Raw genomic sequence first — 20,024 nt, forward strand, 5'->3', positions numbered from 1 at the left:
GTGTATTTACTGCGTTGCTGTGATGAATCTTTGTATTGTGGATGGACAACCAATTTACGGAAACGCTTTTATGATCATGTTATGAAAAAAGGTGCAAAGTATACAAAAGCACATCGCCCATTGGAGTTGTATTATTTTGAATCCTGTGAGGATGCAGCCAGTGCTCGTAAACGAGAATATGCAATAAAACAGCTAAGCAGAAGGGAAAAATTAGCATTAAGAAATATTAAAAAAGAGGCTGTAACGAATAAGAAATAGCCTCACAAATAAAAATACGTCAAACTCATAAGAGAATGGCGTATTTTTTTTGGTATAATTTAACTATGGAAAACATCAATGTGTTCGAGTTAAATTATCCGTATCTGAACAATATGGATTATACTACACAACAGTTGATTTTACCACTGGATTTAGGAAAAAAGTTAAATTCTTCTGATCCGGTGTTCAGTTTTCTTAAAGTGATGGAAGGAGTAAATTGGAATACATATCTGAATCGACCTTCACATAAAGGTCGTGAAGAATACAATCCCTTTAAGATGATTAAAATCGTTCTGTTTGCGTTCATGAATAAAATTTATAGTTTGAGAGGTATTGAACAGGCCTGTAAAACGGATATCCGTTTTATGTATCTTATGGAAGAAGAAACACCCAGCCATATGGCAATTCAAAGATTTATTGAGAAATATCTGAAAGATTCTATAGAAAATATATTTAAGGATATTTTTGAATCTATCTGTACACTAGACGACGTTGATACAAAGACTTTATGTATAGATGGAACAAAACTAGAAGCAAATGCCACAAAATTCTCTTTTGTATGGAAAAAGACCGCGGTCAAAACAAGAGATAAAACATTTACACGCATCAATGATGAAATACAGAAACTGGAGAATACAGAACCTAAAGATACATGGGCACCGGAAGAATTAGATGTCATCCTTGAGGCAATATTATCGCAATGTAAAAAGCAAGGATTCTCTTTTGTTTATGGTAAAGGAAAGAGAAAAACGCCGATACAAAGGATTTATGATAACCTTGCGGACTATAGAGATACCTTAGAAAGCTGCCTGACCAGAATTCAGATATGCGGTGAAGGCAGAAACAGTTATTCAAAAACAGATCACGATGCGACAATGATGCATATGAAAGAAGACTACTACATGAAAACCGGAATCTTCAAACCGGGATATAATGTGCAGATAGGTGTATGTGATGAATATATAGCATACGCATGTGTTTTTCAAGAGCGCAGTGATCAAAAGACATTTATCAAATTCCTTGATCGGTATTTAGAACAATATAGAAAACTCCCAGCAGTCGTAGTCGCAGATGCGGGATATGGAAGTTATGATAATTATATGTATTGTCTAACCCATAATATAGAAGCATATATAAAATATAGCATGTATAGCAAAGAGAAAGAAAAGAAATACAAAAAGAATCTATATAATAAAGCAAACTGGATGAAAGACACAAGCGGCAGATATATCTGTCCGGCTGGACATGTATTCACATGTATATCAGAAAGGGTAGATAAACGTAGCAAATATATGAGAATCAATCAAAGTCATAGCTGTGGCAAATGTGAAACCTGTGAACAGAAGAATGTATGCACAACCGCAAAAAGAAATCGCATTATTACAGTGAATCCGATACTAAATGAACTTCAAACAGAGGCAAAGAAAAGACTAGACAGTGAAGAAGGAATACAGTTAAGAATGAAGCGGTCTATTGAAACCGAAGGAGCGTTTGGAGTTATCAAGACAGATAACAAGTATGACAGAATTCACAGAAGAAGCATAAAAAATGTGGAAATGGAGATACAGTTAGTATCTATTGGATTTAACTTAATGAAATATCACAATAAAAAGCAAAGACCAAAGTATTCAGCATAGAGAATAAAAAGGGGGAGATGTTTTTATAATGCCTTAAAACAAAGGTTTATTCCTTTATCTAAAAATAAGAGATATTTTTTCAGAACAAAGCATAGAAAAAAGAGGTGTAACCTCATAGACTTGTCAATTCAGTCTATTTCGTTACAGCCTCTTTCCTACATAATAAAGACAATTGCTATGAAATGCAAAATACTGGCGATATTAATACAAATATGCCAATAAGAATGAAAATATTTATGTTGTGGTTTGCCATAAAAGAAGGCGCCAATGGTATACATGATACCGCCAGCTACGATCAACCCTAGAAAGAGTGGCGTTACATTCTGGATGATTGCAGGCATAAATAAGAGTGCTGTCCATCCCATAATCATATAAATCGTCATAGACAATTTCGGATAAGATTTTGAGGATAATGCTTTTAATAAGACACCGCCGATGACGGCACACCATTCAATACAAAGAATGGCAATACATTCCCAACCGCCGATGACACATAAAGCAATAGGGGTATAACTACCGGCAATCGCAAAATAAATGCAGATATGATCTAGCTTACGGAAAACATATTTATGATCGCTACCAAAAGGCATACAGTGATATAAGGTAGAAACGATAAACATCAAAAACAAACAAACTATGAAAATGGAAACACCTGTCGAACGCAAGGTTCCACCAAGTTCATATGAGTATACAGCTGCGGCAGGAAGAGCGATAAGACAAAGCAATGCCATGATTCCATGGGTCACACAATTGGCAACTTCTTCTCCTAATCCCAGTTTATACATATCACGCATGGATTTTTCTTCCATGAATGCATCACCTCCCATGAAGTTGTTACCTATTGTAGCACAATTGTATAAAAAGCTCAACGAAGGTTGTCGAAGAAATATTTATTTAGCGCTCATATAAAGAAGTGTCCTCTATATGAAACACATTTCCGTAAGAGTGCTGATTGAAAAAATGTGGGAATCTTAAAATATCTTGTAAGACATGGGAAAAATCATGATATAATAGAAAACGGTATAAAAAGCAGATTCGTATTTTAGTAATGATTATTTATCAGACAATACGTGACTTTTTGAATGGAGGCACCTATGTTTTTAAAACGAATAGATCTGCAGGGATTTAAATCCTTTGCGGATAAATCCATCATCACCTTTGATTCTGATGTCATTGGTATCGTAGGGCCAAATGGCTGCGGAAAAAGTAATATCAATGATGCCATTCGCTGGGTGTTGGGGGAGCAAAGCGTAAAATCACTGCGTGGGACCAGTATGAGCGATGTTATCTTTAATGGCTCAACAGAACGAAAACCGGTAAATATGGCTGAAGTGACCTTGGTCTTCGATAATTCGCGTCACATTATGAATGTCGATTTTGAAGAGGTTGAGGTTACCCGTCGTTTGCATCGTCAAAGCGGTGAAGGCGAATATTTCATCAATAAGACACCATGCCGTTTAAAAGATATCGTTAATCTTGTGATGGATACTGGATTAGGAAGAGATTCTTTATCTATCATATCACAGGGAAATATTTCAGCTTTTGCGGATGCAAAGCCTGAAGAGCGAAGAGCTTTATTTGAAGAGGCAGCCGGTGTGGCTAAGTATAAGAAACGTAAAAATGAATCGTTAGGCAAATTAAATCGAACACAGGAAAATCTGTCTCGTTTAGAAGATATCATTATGGAATTGGAACGTCAGGTGAATCCTTTAAAGCGGCAGGCAAAGAAAGCGAATATTTATATTGAGAAAAAAAGTGAACTAGAAAAGATTGAGGTTAGTGTGTTAGTGGATGAGATTGAAAAACTGCACACGCAGATGGAAGAGCTGAAAAAGAAATCTTTTGATTTAGACACACAAAAAGCGATGCATGAGACAACGATTTCCGTAGAAGATAATCAAAATAGTGAATTACGGAATGAGATGTATCAGTTGGATCGTGAAATCACCAAATTACAGGAAACTTTTACGAAATTAAGTGAAGATGCCCGTATGTTGGAAACGCGGAAGATCGAAATGGATGAAAAGCGTAAATATGCGTTGGAATTTGCCAGTAATGCAGAGAAAGCGAAAGAATTAAAAGCAATGATGGAAGAGGCTCATTATGAATATGAGGATCGTTCTCGCCGTTTACAAGACTTGGAAACGGATATGGCATTGCGTAAGGAAGAAATGACGAAATGTGATAATGATATTTCTTATTGTTTGCAGGAAAATCAACAGGCGAATGCCATCTTGAATCGCTTGCAGAATCGTAAGGATGTATTAGAAAATTTAGCGCGTCAGCCATTTAATCATCAACAGGCGGTCAAGGCAGTACTAGATGCAAATTTAAATGGTATCTTAGGGGTAGTATCCCAACTGTTTAAACCGCAGATGAATTATGAAACGGCAATTTCAAATTCATTGGCTGGAGCAATGTATCATATTGTAACAAAAGATGAGGCATCTGCGCGGCATGCAATTTCTTTTTTGAAAAAAAATCAGTCAGGTAGAGCAACCTTTTTACCTTTAACTGTCATGAAACCACGCTATATGAATAAAGAACATCGCATGTTGGCTGAAAACTGTGAAGGATTCTTAGGAATCGCGAGTGAATTTGTTGAAAATGAAGAACGGTTTAACACCTTGCGAGATGCATTGTTTGGGAATGTCATTGTGGTGGACCAACTGGTGAATGCGAATGAGATTGCCAAGGTGTTGCGCTATGGCTATAAGATTGTAACGCTTGAAGGAGATATCGTTAATAAAGGGGGAAGTATGACAGGTGGACGTACTCGTAATCAAGCAACTCCTTTAACGATACAAAAAGAATTGAATCAGGTGTTGCAAAGCCTAGATGGTCAAAGCATGAAAGTAGATGGCTTAAAGAATCAGCTAACAGCTTTGCAAAGCAAAAAAGAACGCTTGCGTACCGATTTTGTGCAGATGCAGATATCCAGTGCGCAGCTAGATCCTATCGTTAAGGCAAAATGGGCGAAATATGATCGTTTAAAGGCGGATTACGAGCAAATTGCCCCGCAGGAAGATTTAGCAGATAGTGCGCTGATGGAAGATGATATCGTCGTCAAGCTTTCCGCGGTGCATTCTAAGATTGATGATATTACCTCACAGATGAAGAGCAAACGTGAACGTCGTTTAAAAGCCGGAAACGAAGTGGAACGTAAGGATGGACAGATTCGCCAATTACGTCGAGAGCTTAATGTGTTACAGAATGAAATGCGCGAAGTAGAAGTCGCACAAGCTAAAGCTGAAACACGGTTAGAAACAAGTATGGAGCGTTTGAGTTCTACTTATGAAATGACGTTTGAATATGCGCAGAGCATGAAATTAGATACAGATATGGAGGAAGCTCGCAGACGTGTTGTCGTGTTGCGCCAGGAAATTGCGGCGTTAGGAAATGTAAATTTAGATGCGCCGAAAGAATATGAAGAGGTGAGTGAACGCTTTACCTTTTTATCGAAACAGCGCGAAGATTTATTGGCGGCAAAGGATAAGATTCTTACCGCAATCGATGAGATGGATGAAATCATGATCAAACAGTTTAAAGAGATGTTTGATAAGATCAATGCGCAGTTAAATGATGTTTTCCGAGCCTTGTTTGGCGGTGGTAAAGCTAGATTGTTCATGGTGGATCCACAGGATGTGTTAAATACCGGCATCGATATTGATGTCCAGCCTCCAGGAAAGACCGTACAAAATATTCGCCTTTTCTCTGGTGGTGAAAAGAGTTTGATTGCGATCTGTGTGCTCTTTTCTATCCTAAAGGCGAGAACGATGCCACTGTGCATCTTTGATGAGGTAGAAGCTGCTCTTGATCAGGCGAATGTTGAACGATTTGCCAAATACATTGGGCAATTCCGAGGAGAGAGTCAGTTTATCGTAGTGACTCATCGTCCGGGAACAATGGCGCAATGTGATGCATTATATGGGGTTACCATGCAACAAAATGGTGTGTCGCAGCTGTTAAAAGTTAAGCTGCAGGATGCAATTCATATGATTGATAAAGAAGAGGTGAGTGCATAATGGGAATTTTATCAAAATTAAAAAATACATTTTCATCCAAGAAGGATGGTGATCGCTATCTAAGTGGTTTAAATAAATCAAAAAAATCGTTTTCTGAACGTATTCGCCGTTTAGCAGTGGGATTTGCTGGTGTTGATGAAGCGTTCTTAGAAGAATTGATGATTGTCTTGCTAGAGGCAGATATCGGTATAAAAACAGCTCAGAAAATTGTTGATGAAGTAGAAAATCGTGCAATGGATCGGAAATTGAAGAAATTTAATGAAATCACCGATTGTCTGATTGAAGTTATGCGAGATATGTATTGTGCAAAAGAGGACGCTCCTTTTCATAAAAATACAGATGGTCCTACGGTGATCTTAATGGTTGGTGTAAATGGCAGTGGGAAAACAACCACCACGGCTAAACTGACCAAACGTTTTCAAGAAGAAGGAAGTAGTGTTGCTTTGGCGGCAGCGGATACATTCCGCGCAGGAGCGATAGATCAATTGGCAACCTGGGCCCAACGCTTAGATGTGCCTTGTATCAAGGGACGCGAAGGCGGAGATCCAAGTGCAGCTTTAGTGGATGCGTGTCGCTATGTGAAAGAACATCAGATTGACTATTTGATTGGAGATACAGCAGGAAGATTGCAGAATAAGGCGAATTTAATGAAAGAGCTGGAGAAAATGCGCCGTGTTATTGAACGTGAAATTCCTGGTGCGCCGCATGAAGTATGGTTGGTGTTGGATGCAACAACCGGACAAAATGGTATCTCACAGGCACAGATTTTCTTAGAAACGACCAATGTGACAGGGATTATCTTGACGAAACTTGATGGTACGGCAAAAGGTGGCATTGTCATTGCGATACGTGAACAATTAGGTCTGCCTGTAAAATATATCGGTTTAGGAGAAACGGTGGATGATCTTCGTCCGTTCGATATTGATTCTTACTTATATAGCATGTGTGAAGGATTATTAGAAGAATGATCGAAAAAACCGAAGAGATGAACGCACTGCTTGATTTTTATGAAACACTTTTAACCGAGAAACAAGCAGAAGTGATGAAATTATATTATCAAGAAGATTTTTCACTTTCGGAAATTGCGGAAACGTTAGCGATTTCGCGCTCAGCAGTAAGTGATCATATGAAACGCAGTTCTTTGATCTTACAGGAGTATGAGAAAAAACTTCATCTTGTGCAAAATTATGAAACAAGAATCAAAATCTATGATAAAATAAAAGCAGTCGGTGATGCAGAAATCTGTACACTGGTTGAGGAATTAGAAAAATTGGAAAATTAGCAGGAGGAAAGCAGAAATGTCTAAAATTATTTCAGTGAACGCAGGTAGTTCATCATTAAAATTCCAGTTGTTTGAAATGCCATCTGAGACGGTATTAACGAGTGGTATCGTCGAAAAAATCGGTTTTGAAGATGCGATGTTTACCATTAAAGTAGATGGTGAGAAAATTAAAAAAACATTGCCTATCCCAGATCATACAAAAGCAGTGGCTTTATTGTTGGAAGCTTTGGTAGAATATAAGATTGTCAATAGCTTAGATGAAATCGTTGGCGCAGGTCATCGTGCTGTACATGGTGGAGAAATCTTTAAAGAAAGTGTACCTGTAACAGATGATGTAGTTGCTAAATTTGCATCTTTAAATGACTTAGCACCATTACATAACCCAGCTGGTTTAGTTGGTTATAACGCATTTAAAGAAAACCTGCCAAGCTGTAAACATGTGTTCGTTTTTGATACGGCATTCCATCAGACAATGCCAAAAGAAAGCTATATTTATGCATTGCCAATGCGTTATTATGATGAATATAAGATCCGTCGTTATGGTTTCCACGGAACTTCTCATAAATATGTATCCTTACGTTGTGCAGAATTAATGAACAAGGATGTGAAGGATACAAAGATCATTACTTGTCATTTAGGAAATGGCGCATCGATTACTGCTGTAGATGGTGGAAAATCTATTAATACATCCATGGGCTTTACGCCATTGGCTGGTGTGATGATGGGAACACGCTGCGGTGATATTGATCCTGCTATCGTTACGTATGTCATGAAAAAAGAAGGATTAACTCCTGATGAAATGGATACGGTTATGAATAAGCAATCAGGTATGCTAGGCGTTTCGGGCATTAGTTCTGATGCACGTGATATTGAAGATGCTTGCAAGGAAGGCAATGAAAGTGCCATCTTAACAACGGAAGTATATGTGAATCGTGTTATCAATACAGTAGGTGGCTATTATGCACAGCTTGGTGGTGCGGATGCTATCGTCTTTACTGGTGGTATTGGAGAAAATGATACGAATATTCGCCGTTTGGTATGCGAACGTTTGAAGGATGCATTTGGTATCGTCTTAGATGAAGAATTGAATGCAAAAAGCCGTGGAAAAGAGCTATTATTATCAAAACCAGAAAGTAAGGTTCAGGTGTGGTTGATTCCTACTAATGAAGAACTGATGATTGCGCGTGATACCTTTGCATTGTTAGGTGAATAAGATGTATCAAGCACTGTTTGATTTAGTTGAGCAATATGACATTATCACGATATATCGTCATGTTTCTCCAGACAGTGATGCCTTGGGTTCACAGTTTGGTCTCAAACAGTGGATTCAAGATACATATCCCAAAAAGCAGGTATATGCTTTAGGGTCGAGTGGAAGCGGTTCACGTGACGGCAATTTTCCCGCAATGGATGTTGTAGATGATGAAACAATAACACAGAGTCTCGCTATTATCTTGGATACGGCGAATAGTGCCCGTGTGGATGATGAACGCTTTCTAAACGCTGCCTATCGATTGAAAATAGACCATCATATTTATGTCGAAACATTTGCCGATGTAGAAATTATTCAGGATCTGAAAGGTGCTACATGTGAAATATTAGCAGATATGTTTATGCAAAAAGGTATTCGTATATCTGCACTGTGTGCACAATATTTATATGGTGGTTTAATTGCTGACACTTTACGTTTTTCTATTTCAACCATGACACCAGATACGTTCCACGTGGCTGCTTATTTATTAACATGTGGTGTGGATGTAGCTAAGGCAAATGAAGACAATTTTTCGACAAGTCTGCGTCTATATCGTTATGAAAATTATATTCGTGCGAATTGCAGTGTCTTAGAAGAGAAATTAGCCTATATGATCGTATCCAAAGAAGATTACGAGCATTATGGACTGACGTTTGATGAGGCGAAGGAAAAAGTATTTGTTATGGGCGGTGTACAGGAATTTGAAGCATGGGCCTTATTTATTGAAAAAGAACGAGATGCTGATGGTAACGCAATCTATAATGGTAGCCTGCGCTCTCGCCAAAAAACGATCAATGATATTGCCAATACTTATCATGGTGGCGGACATCGCTTTGCCTGTGGGGTTAAGGGATTAAAGAAGGATGACATTAATCGCTTATTACAGGACTTATTAAAACGCATTGATGAATAAATAAAAAGTCTTGAAACTGTTGTTATGTAGTAGTATAACGATAGTTATAAGACTTTTTTCATGTTTTCTGTACTTTAGAAACTATTTAACTACCATTTTATGAGTGAACTTATGATGAAATTCCCTGCCAAATGAAAAGGTAGAGATAAGTATGTGTATTCCTTACGTTATAAAGACGTAGTATGTGCATACATGTAATGAAAAGGAAATCTAAAAGGTTAGAAAAATGATATTCTCAATGTAATCTTTAGGAAATCTGTGGAAGAGGTTCAAGTTTTCTTTTATACATGATAAAATATAAGAATGAAAGAGGTGATGTCATGAGTGTACATCTGCATGTGCGCAGCTGTTATACCTTGCTGCAAAGTACGATGACCATACAAAAGATCGTTGACAGTGCTAAGCGGTATGGCTATCATGCGGTAGCACTTTGTGACAAAGAAGTTATGCATGGAGCCATGGCCTTTTATCATATGGCTAAGAAAGCTGATATTCAGCCAATCTTTGGTATGGAAGTAGAGGTGGCTGAAGAAGAGGGAATATTTGGCTTTATACTATTGGCCAAAAATGATGATGGTTATCAAGCGTTGATGAAATTATCTACAATGCTAAATACAAAAGAACGGAAAGAACAGTTAACAATGGAAGAGTTGTTAACGTATACGAAAGATTGTGTCGTCTTAACAAATGGTGACCAAAATCAGATGGAAACATATCTCATAAAAGAAGAGATGGAACATTTGGCAGCCTTTTTGCAACGGTGTAAGGAAAGTTTCGCGACTTTCTATGTAGCAATCTCTCGTAACGACAGCCCGTTATTACGACAAAAGAACCGACTTTTAAAAGCATTATGTCAACAGATGCAAATACCAACGACGGCTTTATCTCGTATATATTTTGATGAAGCGAAAGGTGAAGAAAGCTATAAAACACTATGTGCTATCAACCAAGGGGTATCTTTAGATGATAAGATGCTGAATTATAGCCCAAAGCGATATTTCCGCTCGAAAGAAGAAATGGTAGAACTATACGATGAAGATGATCTGGCAGCCAGTGATAAAATTGCTCAGATGTGTCATGTTGAAATGAAATTTCCAAAGGCCATTTTACCTAAATTCAAAAATCGTTATGGTATGAGCAGTGAGGAATTCTTACGCAGGCTTTGTCATAAAGGACTTGAGAAAAGGATGCAATATCAGAAAATCCCATCTGTTTATGAGCAGCGTCTGCGTTATGAATTGGATGTTATCATTTCTATGGGATATGCAGATTACTTTTTAATAGTCTGGGATTTTATCCGTTTTGCAAAAACGCAAGATATTTACATTGGGCCAGGCCGTGGCAGTGCTGCCGGTTCATTAGTCGCCTATTGTTTAGGAATTACTCATGCCGATCCGATTCGCTACCATTTGTTGTTTGAGCGTTTTTTAAACCCTGAACGTGTTTCTATGCCGGATATCGATACCGATTTTCCAGATGATCGAAGAGATGAAGTGATCGCCTATGTGCATGATTTATACGGAGAACATCATGTGTCACATATTATTACATTTAATACCTTGGCTGCAAAACAGGTACTTCGCGATGTAGGAAAAGCGATGCAAGTTGCCCCAAGACAGATTGATTTGTTATGTAAATTAGTACCAAATCGGCCCAAAGTAACTTTACAGGATGCTTATCAGGAACGTGTGAAATTCAAACAAATGATCAACAGCGGTGAACAAATGCGGAAGCTGTTTGCCATTGCTTTGCAATTGGAAGGTTTGCCGCGTCACTCCTCTTTGCATGCTGCCGGTATAATTTTAAGCAATGAGGATATTTCTAATGTTTGTCCATTAATTGATGTAGATGAAGGAATGTGTGCCACACAATTCACGATGGAGTACTTGGAAGAATTGGGACTTATCAAAATGGACTTTCTGGGATTGCGTAATCTGACCATTATTGATGAAATTGTCCATCAGATTAATGCGAAAGAGAAACGTTTAGATATCATGCATATCCCTTTAGACGATGCGAAAACGTATCAGCTCATTCGATCAGTAGATACGGTCGGAGTCTTTCAATTAGAAAGTGAAGGGATGAAAAATTTAATCCGTAAGATGAAACCGACTTGTTTTGAAGATATTGTGGCTACGGTAGCACTTTTTCGACCTGGACCGATGGAAAATATACCTCGCTATTTGGAATGTCGTACACATCCTGAAAAAGTAGATTATCTACATCCTGATTTAAAGTCGATTTTAGAAAACACTTATGGCGTTATGATTTATCAGGAACAGGTCATGCAGATTGCTCAAACAATGGCTGGCTTCTCACTTGGCAAAGCGGATAACTTGCGAAAGGCGATATCAAAGAAAAAAGGTAAGGAATTACAAAGTTTACGAGAAGATTTTGTCGAAGGTGCTAAACAAAAAGGTTATGAAGAGAGCTTGGCAATACGTGTCTATGAATTGATCATGAAATTTGCGAATTATGGTTTTAATCGTTCACATTCTGTTGCTTATGGTATGATTGCTTATCAGATGGCGTATTTGAAAGCCAATGCACCTTTGTACTTCTTTACCGCTTTGTTGAATAGTGTGATAGGTTCAGAAACTAAGACGAGTGAATATGTTTTTGAAGCAAGAAAACGACATATTGAAATATTGTTGCCATCAGTAAATCAAAGCAGCAACCAGTATGAAATAGAAGGCAATGCATTGCGCTTTCCTCTTGTTGGTATTAAAGGTATTGGCAATGCGGTATCTAATGTCCTAATTGAAGAACGTCAAAAACGTGGGAACTTCAAAGATTTCTTTGATTTTGTGGCGCGTATGGAAGGGCAAAAGCTTGGTAAAAAAACAATGGAAATGCTGATATTTGCCGGGGCATTGGACGAATTCAAGATCAATCGCAGTTCTTTGTTAGCATCTTTAGATGATGCAATACGTTATGGAGATCTGGTGAAGATTGAGGATCAAGATCAAATATTATTTGATTTTGAATTAGTAAGCAAGCCGGCATTAACTTCTTTAAAAGAAAATGCGGCACAGCGCGCTGAACGTGAAAAAGAGATGCTAGGCTTTTACTTATCTGCTCATCCGATTACGGCATTGCGTGATAAAATGCAGCAAGGTTTGGTGCCTTTAATTGCATTGACCTCACATTTGCATTCTTATGTGAAATTCATTTGTATGGTTGAGCGTACCAAACAGTTCCGTACAAAGAATGGTCATTTAATGATGTTTGTGGTAGGAGCTGATGAAACAGGGAAGTTTGATTTGGTTTGTATGCCAAATATTTATGAACTACATGCTGATGATCTAATCAAGGGGAATTATCTGTATGTGGAAGGAGTTGTTGATAAAGAAACCTCCTGCTTGGTCAAGAAACTAACACGTATACAGAAGGATGAGGAATAAGGCTAGCTTCATTCGTTAGGAAGTAAAGGATTGGCGATACAGAAGTAAACGCAATGTTTATTATGTTTGTTAAAAAAGATTGCAACTATTGTAGAATTATCTCAAAATGGATTGCATGCGTATTAACATCGTCATATCGAATTGATAAGTAAAGAATGAAAGAAAAAATTAGGAAGGCATGAAAGAAAAAAACTCTTGTTAATTATTAGAGTTTATGATAACATATCTATGTTGTATGTCCTCTTTTGGATTTACAACCGCTCAAAACAGGGTTTAAGCATGAGAAATCATCACCTTGCATGGCGAGTCTTAAACAAGAAGGAGGTGCGATTATGTACGCAATTATTGAAACAGGCGGAAAACAGATCCGTGTAGAAGAAGGTGCAACAATCTTCGTTGAAAAATTGGATGTAGCTGAAGGAGAAACAGTAGTATTTGACAAAGTTGTCGCTTACTGCAACCGTGCACTGCGCGTTGGTACTCCATATGTAAAAGGTGTAAAGGTGAATGCTAAAGTTGAAAAACAGGGCAAAGCTAAGAAAATCATCATTTACAAGTACAAAGCAAAAAAAGGAAGCTCTCATCGCAAACAGGGTCACCGTCAGCCATATACAAAATTAACAATCGAATCTATCGAGGCTTAAGAATATGGTAAACGTCGAGGTTAAACGACAGTCGGATTTTCTACAGGAAGTGCTGATTCATAATCATGCAGAATATGGCGAACATGGTCAAGATCTTGTATGTGCCGGAGTTAGTTCTATCGCGGTAGGAATGCTGAATGTTTTGGACCAAATGACGAAACATGACGTGTGCGAACTTGTCATGAAAGAAGCATATGTAAAAATCAGTTTAAAACAGAGAGATGAAACGGCAGAGCTTTTACTAGAAGCGATGCTGATTCAATTAAAAACTCTGGAAGAAAATTATCATAACTATATTTCAATACATGATCAGGAGGTGTGAGTATGAAATTCGTATTAGATATTCAGTTGTTTGCATCTAAAAAAGGTGTTGGTTCTACAAAGAACGGTCGTGACTCTGAGTCAAAACGTCTTGGCGCAAAATTAGCTGATGGACAATACTGCCACGCAGGTTCTATCATTTATCGTCAGCGCGGAACGAAAATTCACCCAGGTACAAACGTTGGGAGAGGTGGAGATGATACCTTATTTGCAAAAGTAAATGGTATCGTAAAATTCGAGCGTTTAGGTAAAGATAAGAAAAAAGTATCAGTTTACCCACAGGCTTAAGAATAAAAAATCCCCACATGGGGATTTTATTTTTGAATAAAGTTTGTTTAAAAAATAGATAAGGAGGTGTGCAAATGTTTGTAGACCGTGTAAAAGTACATGTAAAAGCGGGAAAAGGCGGTGATGGTATCGTTGCTTTCCGTAGAGAAAAATATGTTGCCTATGGTGGGCCAAGCGGTGGTGATGGCGGTGATGGCGGTGATGTTGTCTTCATGGTAGATGAAGGGAAAACAACATTGTTAGATCTTCGTTATAACCAAAAGATTGCGGCTGAGCCAGGTGGCAAGGGAAAAACAAAGAAAATGCATGGAGCACGAGGTGCGGATTGTGTTGTTAAAGTTCCATTAGGAACGATTGTAAAAGATATGAAGAGTGGTAGGATCATTGCTGATCTGACCCATAAAGGACAACGAGAGGTTATTGCCAAAGGTGGTAAAAAGGGCAAAGGAAATTTTCATTTTAAATCAAGTAAAAATACGGCTCCTCAATATGCAGAACTAGGTGCGCCAGGAGAAGAATTAGATATCCAAGTAGAATTAAAGGTGCTAGCCGATGTTGGTTTGGTCGGTTTTCCATCTGTAGGAAAATCAACACTCTTATCCGTTGTATCAAAGGCACGTCCAGAGATTGCAGAGTATCACTTTACGACCTTAGCTCCGAATTTAGGCATGGTTCAAGTACCGGATGGACGTAGTTTTGTTATGGCAGATTTGCCGGGCTTGATTGAAGGTGCAAGTGAAGGTAAAGGATTGGGGCATCAATTCTTGCGTCATATTGAACGTTGTCGCGTGATTATCCATGTAGTTGATATGGGCAGCCATGATGGCCGTGATCCGCTAGAAGATTATAAGATCATAAATGAAGAGTTAGCAAACTATGAATATCGTTTGATGGAACGTCCTCAGATTGTTTTGGCGAATAAGATGGATCTAGAGAAAGCAAAAGAAAATCTAGAACGTTTTAAAAAGGCCTATCCTGAGGTAGAAGTTTTTGAAACGACGACGATTATCGCGGAAGGTTTGGAGCCGGTATTATATCGGGCAGCTGATTTATTAGAAACTACACCACAATTTCCATTATTCAATGATGCAGAAGTGGATGAGGAAGCCGAAGGTGTCTTATATAAATTTGAACCCGAAAAACCAGCGTACGAAATTCGCAATCTTGGAAATGGTGATTGGGAAATCGTTGGTGATGAGATTGAACGAAGCTTTAAGATGAGCAAACTGGATAATGAAGAAGATTTCATGCGTTTTGCGCGTAAGATGCGTAAGATGGGGATTGACCAGGCATTGCGTGATGCGGGATGTCAGGACGGCGATACCGTTGTCATCTGTAATATTGAATTTGAATTTATGGAATAAACAGAATGTCGGTGATGATCTGCAGACTTTCATGTCTTGCTACATCACTGACTTTTTCATATGAAAGAAAATATATTTAGGTAACATGGAAACGCAAGATGTTTGGTTAAACTACTAGTAATTTTCTATGAAATCCGTTATCATAATGCTATGTGATGGAGGTAGATGTTTATGAAGATGGTATCATGGAATGTCAATGGAATCCGTGCCTGTATGACAAAGGGCTTTATGGATTTCTTTCAAGAAATAGATGCAGATATTTTTTGTATTCAAGAAACGAAGATGCAACCGGGGCAATTGGATATTGTAACACCCGGATATTATCAATATATGAACAGTGCAGATAAAAAAGGATATAGTGGAACAATGGTGTTTACCAAAGAAAAGCCAATAGCGGTGACCTATGATCTGGGTATTGATGAACATGATCATGAAGGACGTGTCATTACCTGTGAATATGAAAACTTTTATCTGGTTTGTGTGTATACACCGAATTCAAAAGATGGTTTATTGCGTTTGGACTATCGTATGCAATGGGAAGATGATTTCCGCGCATATCTGAATGCATTAAAGGAAAAGAAAAGTGTGATTGTTTGTGGCGATTTGAATGTAGCACATAAGGAAATCGACTTAAAAAATCCAAAGACCAATCGTCGCAATGCCGGTTTTACTGATGAAGAACGAGCGAAGATGACAACGCTTCAACAGAGTGGCTTCATCGATTCTTTCCGTTATTTATATCCAGAGCAGGAAGGCATATATTCATGGTGGAGCTATCGCTTTAAAGCGCGCGAGAAAAATGCCGGATGGCGCATTGATTACTTTTTAGTGAGTGAAGATGCCAAAGATAAGATACAGGAAGCAAGTATTCATACAGATGTATTTGGCTCTGATCATTGTCCGGTTTCACTTGACATTGACTTTTAAAAGTTCGTACGAAAGTACGGCTTTTTTTATATTATGATGTTGCATCCAAAAATATAAGATAAATAAGAAATATAAGAAAATGATTGCAATCTTTTACTGAATCCCATATAATGGGAACTATAAAGGGAGGGTTTCTTATGATAGCATTTGCACCAAAATCATATGTATATATAGATTATGAAACATTACAGGATGAGGCGATGGAAGGGCTGTTAGCATTATTTGCAAGTAAGCATATGCAAATGCGCCTTTGTGTAAAAGATGCCTGGGAATTGGAAGAAGCAAAACATCTGGATACGTATGGGTATATCTGCGATGTTGTTTATGGTGAGGACATTCTTTCTGCATTAGTGCGTTATGCAAAAGCCAAAAAACAGCGCCAGAAACATATTTTATTATTCACACAACAAACGATTGATCTTCACAAGGTGGATGATATTGGTGTTATCACTCTGGGAAAGAAGGGAGAATATGAAAATTTACAAAGTTTTTTACAGGTAAAGAGTGCTTATGTGAAACAATGGCAATTTCGCTTATCTTGCATTATGGTGTTGTCTGCAGTGCTAATTGGCTTAACTATGTATTTTGCCTATCAAGGAACATTGCCTTCCATATTAAACGATGGGTTTATCGCTTTCCTTGCTCTCATGCTTCCATTAGCTGCTTTTATTCTTAGCTTTGGCTATGGTGTTAGTAAAGATGTTTTTTCATTAAATTGTTTATGGGCTTTATTGGATGCAATTTAAATCCATTGACATTTTGTAGTATAATGAGCATACGTTCTAAGAGAGGGGCAGTAGTATGGAAAATATACAATTGGTTATTTGTTATATTGATAGTACCTTGGTGACAACAGATCGCCGATTGACATGGAAGACCAAAGAGGTGATTGATCGTCTACATGCACATGGAGTATTATTCGGTATCGCTTCTGGCAGACCGTTGGATGAATTAAAGCGGAATGCAAAGAAATGGGGATTTTCTTATCCTTTTGATATTTTGATTGGTATGAATGGTTCTGAATTATGGGATGAAAAAAGACAAGAAGAATTTGGCTATTATAAATTAAAGCCCGAATGGATTAAAGAAATCATTGAGTTGATGGAGCCATTTGATGCAAACTACTTTATTTATCATGATGGTTATTTACTGTGTAGACGCAATGATGCGATGATGCAACATTCTGCTAAAAGCAGTGACAAAGAGATTGTTGTTATGGATACGCCTGAACAGCTGTATCAAAAAGAGAATGCAAAGATCATGTTTCGCGTAACGGAAGAGGTTATGCCATCAATTGAACGCTATGTTGCCCAGCATCCTTCACCGTTTTATAAAGGCTTTAAAACACAGTCAACCTTAATGGAATTTGCTGATCATCGCGTTTCAAAAGCTTTTGCGCTAAAGAAATACTGTGAGATGAATCAGCTTTCTTTCGCAAGTGTGGTGGCATTTGGTGATACAAGTAACGATAATGATATGCTTGCATGCAGTGGTTTAGGTGTATGTATGTGCAATGGCAGTGCAGATACGAAAGCGATTGCGGATGATATAACAAAGAAAAGCAATGATGAAGATGGCTTTGCATGGTATATGGAAGAACATTTTTTAAAGCCTTTCGGTTGGTAGATACGATTTATGCGTGGCAAGATAGAAGCAACGATCAAGCACAAAGGGGGAGAAAATTTTGGTAATGGAAGTGTAGCCCGTCATATTTTACGACTGGCTTTGCCTATGACCCTTGCACAATTTATCAATGTTTTATATAACATCATTGATCGTATTTACATTGGCCGTTTACCTGATGTAGCCGATCATGCACTTGCCGGAGTCGGCATTACGTTTCCCATCATCACCTTAGTCATTGCTTTTGCAAATCTGGCAGGGATGGGTGGCGCTCCTTTGTTTTCGATTGAGCGAGGACGTGGGAATACGAAAAAAGCAGAAGAAATTATGGGAAACAGCTTTACGCTTTTACTGGTATTTGGTATCGTTTTAACCCTTTTTGTATTGTTGTTTAAAACAGATATCTTATATTTGTTTGGGGCAAGTGATGCTATTTTTTCATTTGCAGATGACTATATTACCATTTACATGTTTGGCTCGCTCTTTGTCATGATATCCTTAGGCATGAACAGCTTTATAAATGCCCAAGGGTTTGGAAAGATAGGGATGTTAAGTGTAGTATTGGGTGCTGTACTCAATATCATTTTGGATCCGTTATGTATTTTCAGTTTCCATTTAGGGGTAAAGGGGGCAGCAATCGCAAGCGTTCTTTCGCAGCTAGCATCGGCTGTTTGCATCTTATGGTTTCTTGCGCATAAACAAAGTGGTATCATGCTGAGGCGACATGCATTGAAATTGCAATTGTGCTACGTAAAAAAGATCCTTATGCTAGGGATGAGTGGCTTTGTTATGGCTATTACCAATAGTGCTGTACAGGTGGTATGCAATGCCAGTTTACAACAGTATGGTGGTGATGTGTATATCAGTATCATGACCATTATAAATTCATTACGTGAAGTCATCACATTACCTGCAAGTGGAATTACCAATGCTGCACAGCCGGTGTTAGGGTATAATTACGGAGCTCATAAGGATGAGCGCGTCTTGAAGGCAATTCGCTTTATGAGTGTCGTTGTTGTTGCGTATATGCTGCTCATGTGGCTATTTGTCTATTTGACGCCTACGTTCTTCCTCCATATCTTTTCTAGTGATCGAGTGATTGTAAAACGGGGCATACCGGCAATCCAACTGTATTACTTTGGTTATTTCATGATGGGATTTCAATTTAGTGGGCAAAGTGTTTTTGTGGCATTGAATAAAAGTGGACAAGCTATCTTTTTTTCTTTATTCCGCAAAGTTATAATTGTTATACCGTTAACGTTATGGCTGCCTACAGTTGGCCAATTGGGGGTCATGGGAGTGTTTCTGGCTGAACCGATTTCCAATTTTATTGGTGGTGGTTGCAGCTATTTGACGATGTATCTTACCGTTTATAAAAAATTAAAAAATGATTGCAAAGCCAAGGAGGAAGTATGAAAATTTTATGGTTACCTGGGGCAAAATGTACAAAGGAAATATGGCGATACATGATAAAGGATTGGGAAGAAGAAGACAATGTTTTTGTAAAGTATTCGCATGATGTTTTGTTACAGGCAAAACAAGTGATGGATATCACGAAAGATGTTTATGATCGCTATGGAAAAGCATCTTATGATTATATCATAGGACATAGTATGGGTGGCAAGATTGCCTTACAGCTTTGTGCAGACTTTCAAATGCGAGTGAAAGGGATTATTTTCATAGAAACTAATTTACGTCCGGCAGCGGCATTTTATCGCAATTTGCTTTTGGCAAAAAATAGTGAAGTAAAAGATGAACTTATGTCGATGCTTCAAGAAGAATCCATCTATTACTTAGATGCCTTAAATAAAGAACTGCAAGAAACATTTGATGATGCTTATTTGGTGCAGCAGGCGAACTGCTTGGTGTATGGTATTTATGGTGATCGTGGCTTGCCTGCATATCCTGATCGTATACACGATCTTTGTTTAGATGCGGATACTTTGGCGAAACTACAACTCTTTTTTGTTAAAGATAGTTGTCATATGCCAATGCTGGAAAACCCAGACCATCTCACAAAAATAATCAAAGGGATTATAAGATAACCAATCACCTTCTAAAAATTAACGATAGATGCGAAGATTTG

General features: G+C 38.1%; 18 protein-coding genes and 1 other annotated feature. Of the genes, 17 read left to right on the forward strand and 1 reads right to left on the reverse strand.

Features of this window, described 5'->3' with window-relative positions; all coding sequences use genetic code 11:
* Both KJS44_RS06520 and KJS44_RS06525 read left to right on the forward strand, forming a co-directional pair.
* Positions 1-258 (forward strand): GIY-YIG nuclease family protein, encoded by a 258-nt coding sequence (locus KJS44_RS06520; RefSeq protein WP_017144642.1) that lies wholly within the window; start codon positions 1-3, stop codon positions 256-258.
* Positions 259-323: 65 nt separating this feature from the next.
* The gene (locus KJS44_RS06525; RefSeq protein WP_017144643.1) at positions 324-1,895 is read left to right on the forward strand and encodes an IS1182 family transposase; all 1,572 of its coding nucleotides are present in this window, start codon (positions 324-326) and stop codon (positions 1,893-1,895) included.
* A gap of 155 nt (positions 1,896-2,050) precedes the next feature.
* Here KJS44_RS06525 and trhA read toward each other — a convergent pair whose 3' ends face one another.
* Complete coding sequence (trhA, locus tag KJS44_RS06530; RefSeq protein WP_008688711.1) at positions 2,051-2,704, reverse strand: PAQR family membrane homeostasis protein TrhA; 654 nt, start codon at positions 2,702-2,704, stop codon at positions 2,051-2,053.
* 285 nt (positions 2,705-2,989) lie between these two features.
* On the opposite strand from trhA, the gene KJS44_RS06535 reads away from it, so the two are divergent.
* The 15 genes from KJS44_RS06535 (at position 2,990) to KJS44_RS06605 (ending at position 19,983) form a co-directional block, all read left to right on the forward strand.
* Complete coding sequence (locus KJS44_RS06535) at positions 2,990-5,920, forward strand: chromosome segregation protein SMC (RefSeq protein ID WP_008688710.1); 2,931 nt, start codon at positions 2,990-2,992, stop codon at positions 5,918-5,920.
* The gene (ftsY, locus tag KJS44_RS06540; protein WP_008688709.1) at positions 5,920-6,888 is read left to right on the forward strand and encodes a signal recognition particle-docking protein FtsY; all 969 of its coding nucleotides are present in this window, start codon (positions 5,920-5,922) and stop codon (positions 6,886-6,888) included. The genes KJS44_RS06535 and ftsY overlap by 1 nt, the downstream gene beginning before the upstream one ends.
* On the forward strand, positions 6,885-7,202 hold the full coding sequence (ylxM, locus tag KJS44_RS06545; protein ID WP_008688708.1) for a YlxM family DNA-binding protein: 318 nt from the start codon (positions 6,885-6,887) through the stop codon (positions 7,200-7,202). Before ftsY ends, ylxM begins: the two co-directional genes overlap by 4 nt.
* 16 nt (positions 7,203-7,218) lie before the next feature.
* Positions 7,219-8,415, forward strand: a complete 1,197-nt coding sequence (locus tag KJS44_RS06550) for an acetate/propionate family kinase (protein WP_008688707.1) — start codon at positions 7,219-7,221, stop codon at positions 8,413-8,415.
* A gap of 1 nt (position 8,416) precedes the next feature.
* Positions 8,417-9,367, forward strand: a complete 951-nt coding sequence (locus KJS44_RS06555; protein ID WP_008688706.1) for a DHH family phosphoesterase — start codon at positions 8,417-8,419, stop codon at positions 9,365-9,367.
* Between the two features lie 320 nt (positions 9,368-9,687).
* A complete protein-coding gene (gene dnaE / locus KJS44_RS06560; protein ID WP_008688705.1) occupies positions 9,688-12,771 on the forward strand; it encodes a DNA polymerase III subunit alpha in 3,084 nt (1,027 codons plus the stop codon).
* A 245-nt stretch (positions 12,772-13,016) separates the two neighbouring features.
* Positions 13,017-13,091: a sequence feature (ribosomal protein L21 leader region), on the forward strand.
* Positions 13,092-13,103: 12 nt separating this feature from the next.
* On the forward strand, positions 13,104-13,415 hold the full coding sequence (gene rplU, locus KJS44_RS06565) for a 50S ribosomal protein L21 (RefSeq protein WP_008688704.1): 312 nt from the start codon (positions 13,104-13,106) through the stop codon (positions 13,413-13,415).
* A gap of 4 nt (positions 13,416-13,419) precedes the next feature.
* Positions 13,420-13,737 carry a ribosomal-processing cysteine protease Prp gene (locus KJS44_RS06570; RefSeq protein ID WP_008688703.1) on the forward strand — a complete coding sequence of 106 codons (318 nt, stop codon included), beginning with the start codon at positions 13,420-13,422 and terminating at the stop codon, positions 13,735-13,737.
* A 2-nt stretch (positions 13,738-13,739) separates the two neighbouring features.
* Positions 13,740-14,024, forward strand: a complete 285-nt coding sequence (rpmA, locus tag KJS44_RS06575) for a 50S ribosomal protein L27 (protein WP_008688701.1) — start codon at positions 13,740-13,742, stop codon at positions 14,022-14,024.
* Positions 14,025-14,098: 74 nt separating this feature from the next.
* Positions 14,099-15,388 (forward strand): GTPase ObgE, encoded by a 1,290-nt coding sequence (gene obgE, locus KJS44_RS06580; protein WP_008688699.1) that lies wholly within the window; start codon positions 14,099-14,101, stop codon positions 15,386-15,388.
* A gap of 171 nt (positions 15,389-15,559) precedes the next feature.
* A complete protein-coding gene (locus KJS44_RS06585; RefSeq protein ID WP_008688697.1) occupies positions 15,560-16,315 on the forward strand; it encodes an exodeoxyribonuclease III in 756 nt (251 codons plus the stop codon).
* 137 nt (positions 16,316-16,452) lie between these two features.
* Positions 16,453-17,061, forward strand: a complete 609-nt coding sequence (locus tag KJS44_RS06590) for a hypothetical protein (protein WP_008688696.1) — start codon at positions 16,453-16,455, stop codon at positions 17,059-17,061.
* 55 nt (positions 17,062-17,116) lie between these two features.
* Positions 17,117-17,941, forward strand: coding sequence for an HAD-IIB family hydrolase (locus tag KJS44_RS06595; protein WP_008688694.1), 825 nt, complete (start codon positions 17,117-17,119; stop codon positions 17,939-17,941).
* Positions 17,942-17,950: 9 nt separating this feature from the next.
* Positions 17,951-19,354: an MATE family efflux transporter gene (locus KJS44_RS06600; protein ID WP_008688693.1), complete on the forward strand. Its 1,404-nt coding sequence runs from the start codon at positions 17,951-17,953 to the stop codon at positions 19,352-19,354.
* A complete protein-coding gene (locus KJS44_RS06605) occupies positions 19,351-19,983 on the forward strand; it encodes an alpha/beta fold hydrolase (protein ID WP_008688691.1) in 633 nt (210 codons plus the stop codon). The genes KJS44_RS06600 and KJS44_RS06605 overlap by 4 nt, the downstream gene beginning before the upstream one ends.
* Positions 19,984-20,024: the final 41 nt, after the last annotated feature.

Source organism: Longicatena caecimuris, assembly GCF_018406465.1.
Classification (GTDB): domain Bacteria; phylum Bacillota_I; class Bacilli_A; order Erysipelotrichales; family Erysipelotrichaceae; genus Longicatena; species Longicatena caecimuris.

What these genes read in the sequence shown, in the direction of transcription:
- KJS44_RS06555 (WP_008688706.1), top strand. Translation starts at nt 8,417, where the DNA reads ATGTATCAAGCACTGTTTGATTTAGTTGAGCAATATGACATTATCACG.
- KJS44_RS06590 (WP_008688696.1), top strand. Translation starts at nt 16,453, where the DNA reads ATGATAGCATTTGCACCAAAATCATATGTATATATAGATTATGAAACA.
- ylxM (WP_008688708.1), top strand. Translation starts at nt 6,885, where the DNA reads ATGATCGAAAAAACCGAAGAGATGAACGCACTGCTTGATTTTTATGAA.
- KJS44_RS06585 (WP_008688697.1), top strand. Translation starts at nt 15,560, where the DNA reads ATGAAGATGGTATCATGGAATGTCAATGGAATCCGTGCCTGTATGACA.
- rplU (WP_008688704.1), top strand. Translation starts at nt 13,104, where the DNA reads ATGTACGCAATTATTGAAACAGGCGGAAAACAGATCCGTGTAGAAGAA.
- KJS44_RS06535 (WP_008688710.1), top strand. Translation starts at nt 2,990, where the DNA reads ATGTTTTTAAAACGAATAGATCTGCAGGGATTTAAATCCTTTGCGGAT.
- rpmA (WP_008688701.1), top strand. Translation starts at nt 13,740, where the DNA reads ATGAAATTCGTATTAGATATTCAGTTGTTTGCATCTAAAAAAGGTGTT.
- KJS44_RS06550 (WP_008688707.1), top strand. Translation starts at nt 7,219, where the DNA reads ATGTCTAAAATTATTTCAGTGAACGCAGGTAGTTCATCATTAAAATTC.
- dnaE (WP_008688705.1), top strand. Translation starts at nt 9,688, where the DNA reads ATGAGTGTACATCTGCATGTGCGCAGCTGTTATACCTTGCTGCAAAGT.
- trhA (WP_008688711.1), bottom strand. Translation starts at nt 2,704, where the DNA reads ATGGAAGAAAAATCCATGCGTGATATGTATAAACTGGGATTAGGAGAA.
- KJS44_RS06600 (WP_008688693.1), top strand. Translation starts at nt 17,951, where the DNA reads ATGCGTGGCAAGATAGAAGCAACGATCAAGCACAAAGGGGGAGAAAAT.
- ftsY (WP_008688709.1), top strand. Translation starts at nt 5,920, where the DNA reads ATGGGAATTTTATCAAAATTAAAAAATACATTTTCATCCAAGAAGGAT.
- KJS44_RS06570 (WP_008688703.1), top strand. Translation starts at nt 13,420, where the DNA reads ATGGTAAACGTCGAGGTTAAACGACAGTCGGATTTTCTACAGGAAGTG.
- KJS44_RS06605 (WP_008688691.1), top strand. Translation starts at nt 19,351, where the DNA reads ATGAAAATTTTATGGTTACCTGGGGCAAAATGTACAAAGGAAATATGG.
- KJS44_RS06595 (WP_008688694.1), top strand. Translation starts at nt 17,117, where the DNA reads ATGGAAAATATACAATTGGTTATTTGTTATATTGATAGTACCTTGGTG.
- KJS44_RS06525 (WP_017144643.1), top strand. Translation starts at nt 324, where the DNA reads ATGGAAAACATCAATGTGTTCGAGTTAAATTATCCGTATCTGAACAAT.
- obgE (WP_008688699.1), top strand. Translation starts at nt 14,099, where the DNA reads ATGTTTGTAGACCGTGTAAAAGTACATGTAAAAGCGGGAAAAGGCGGT.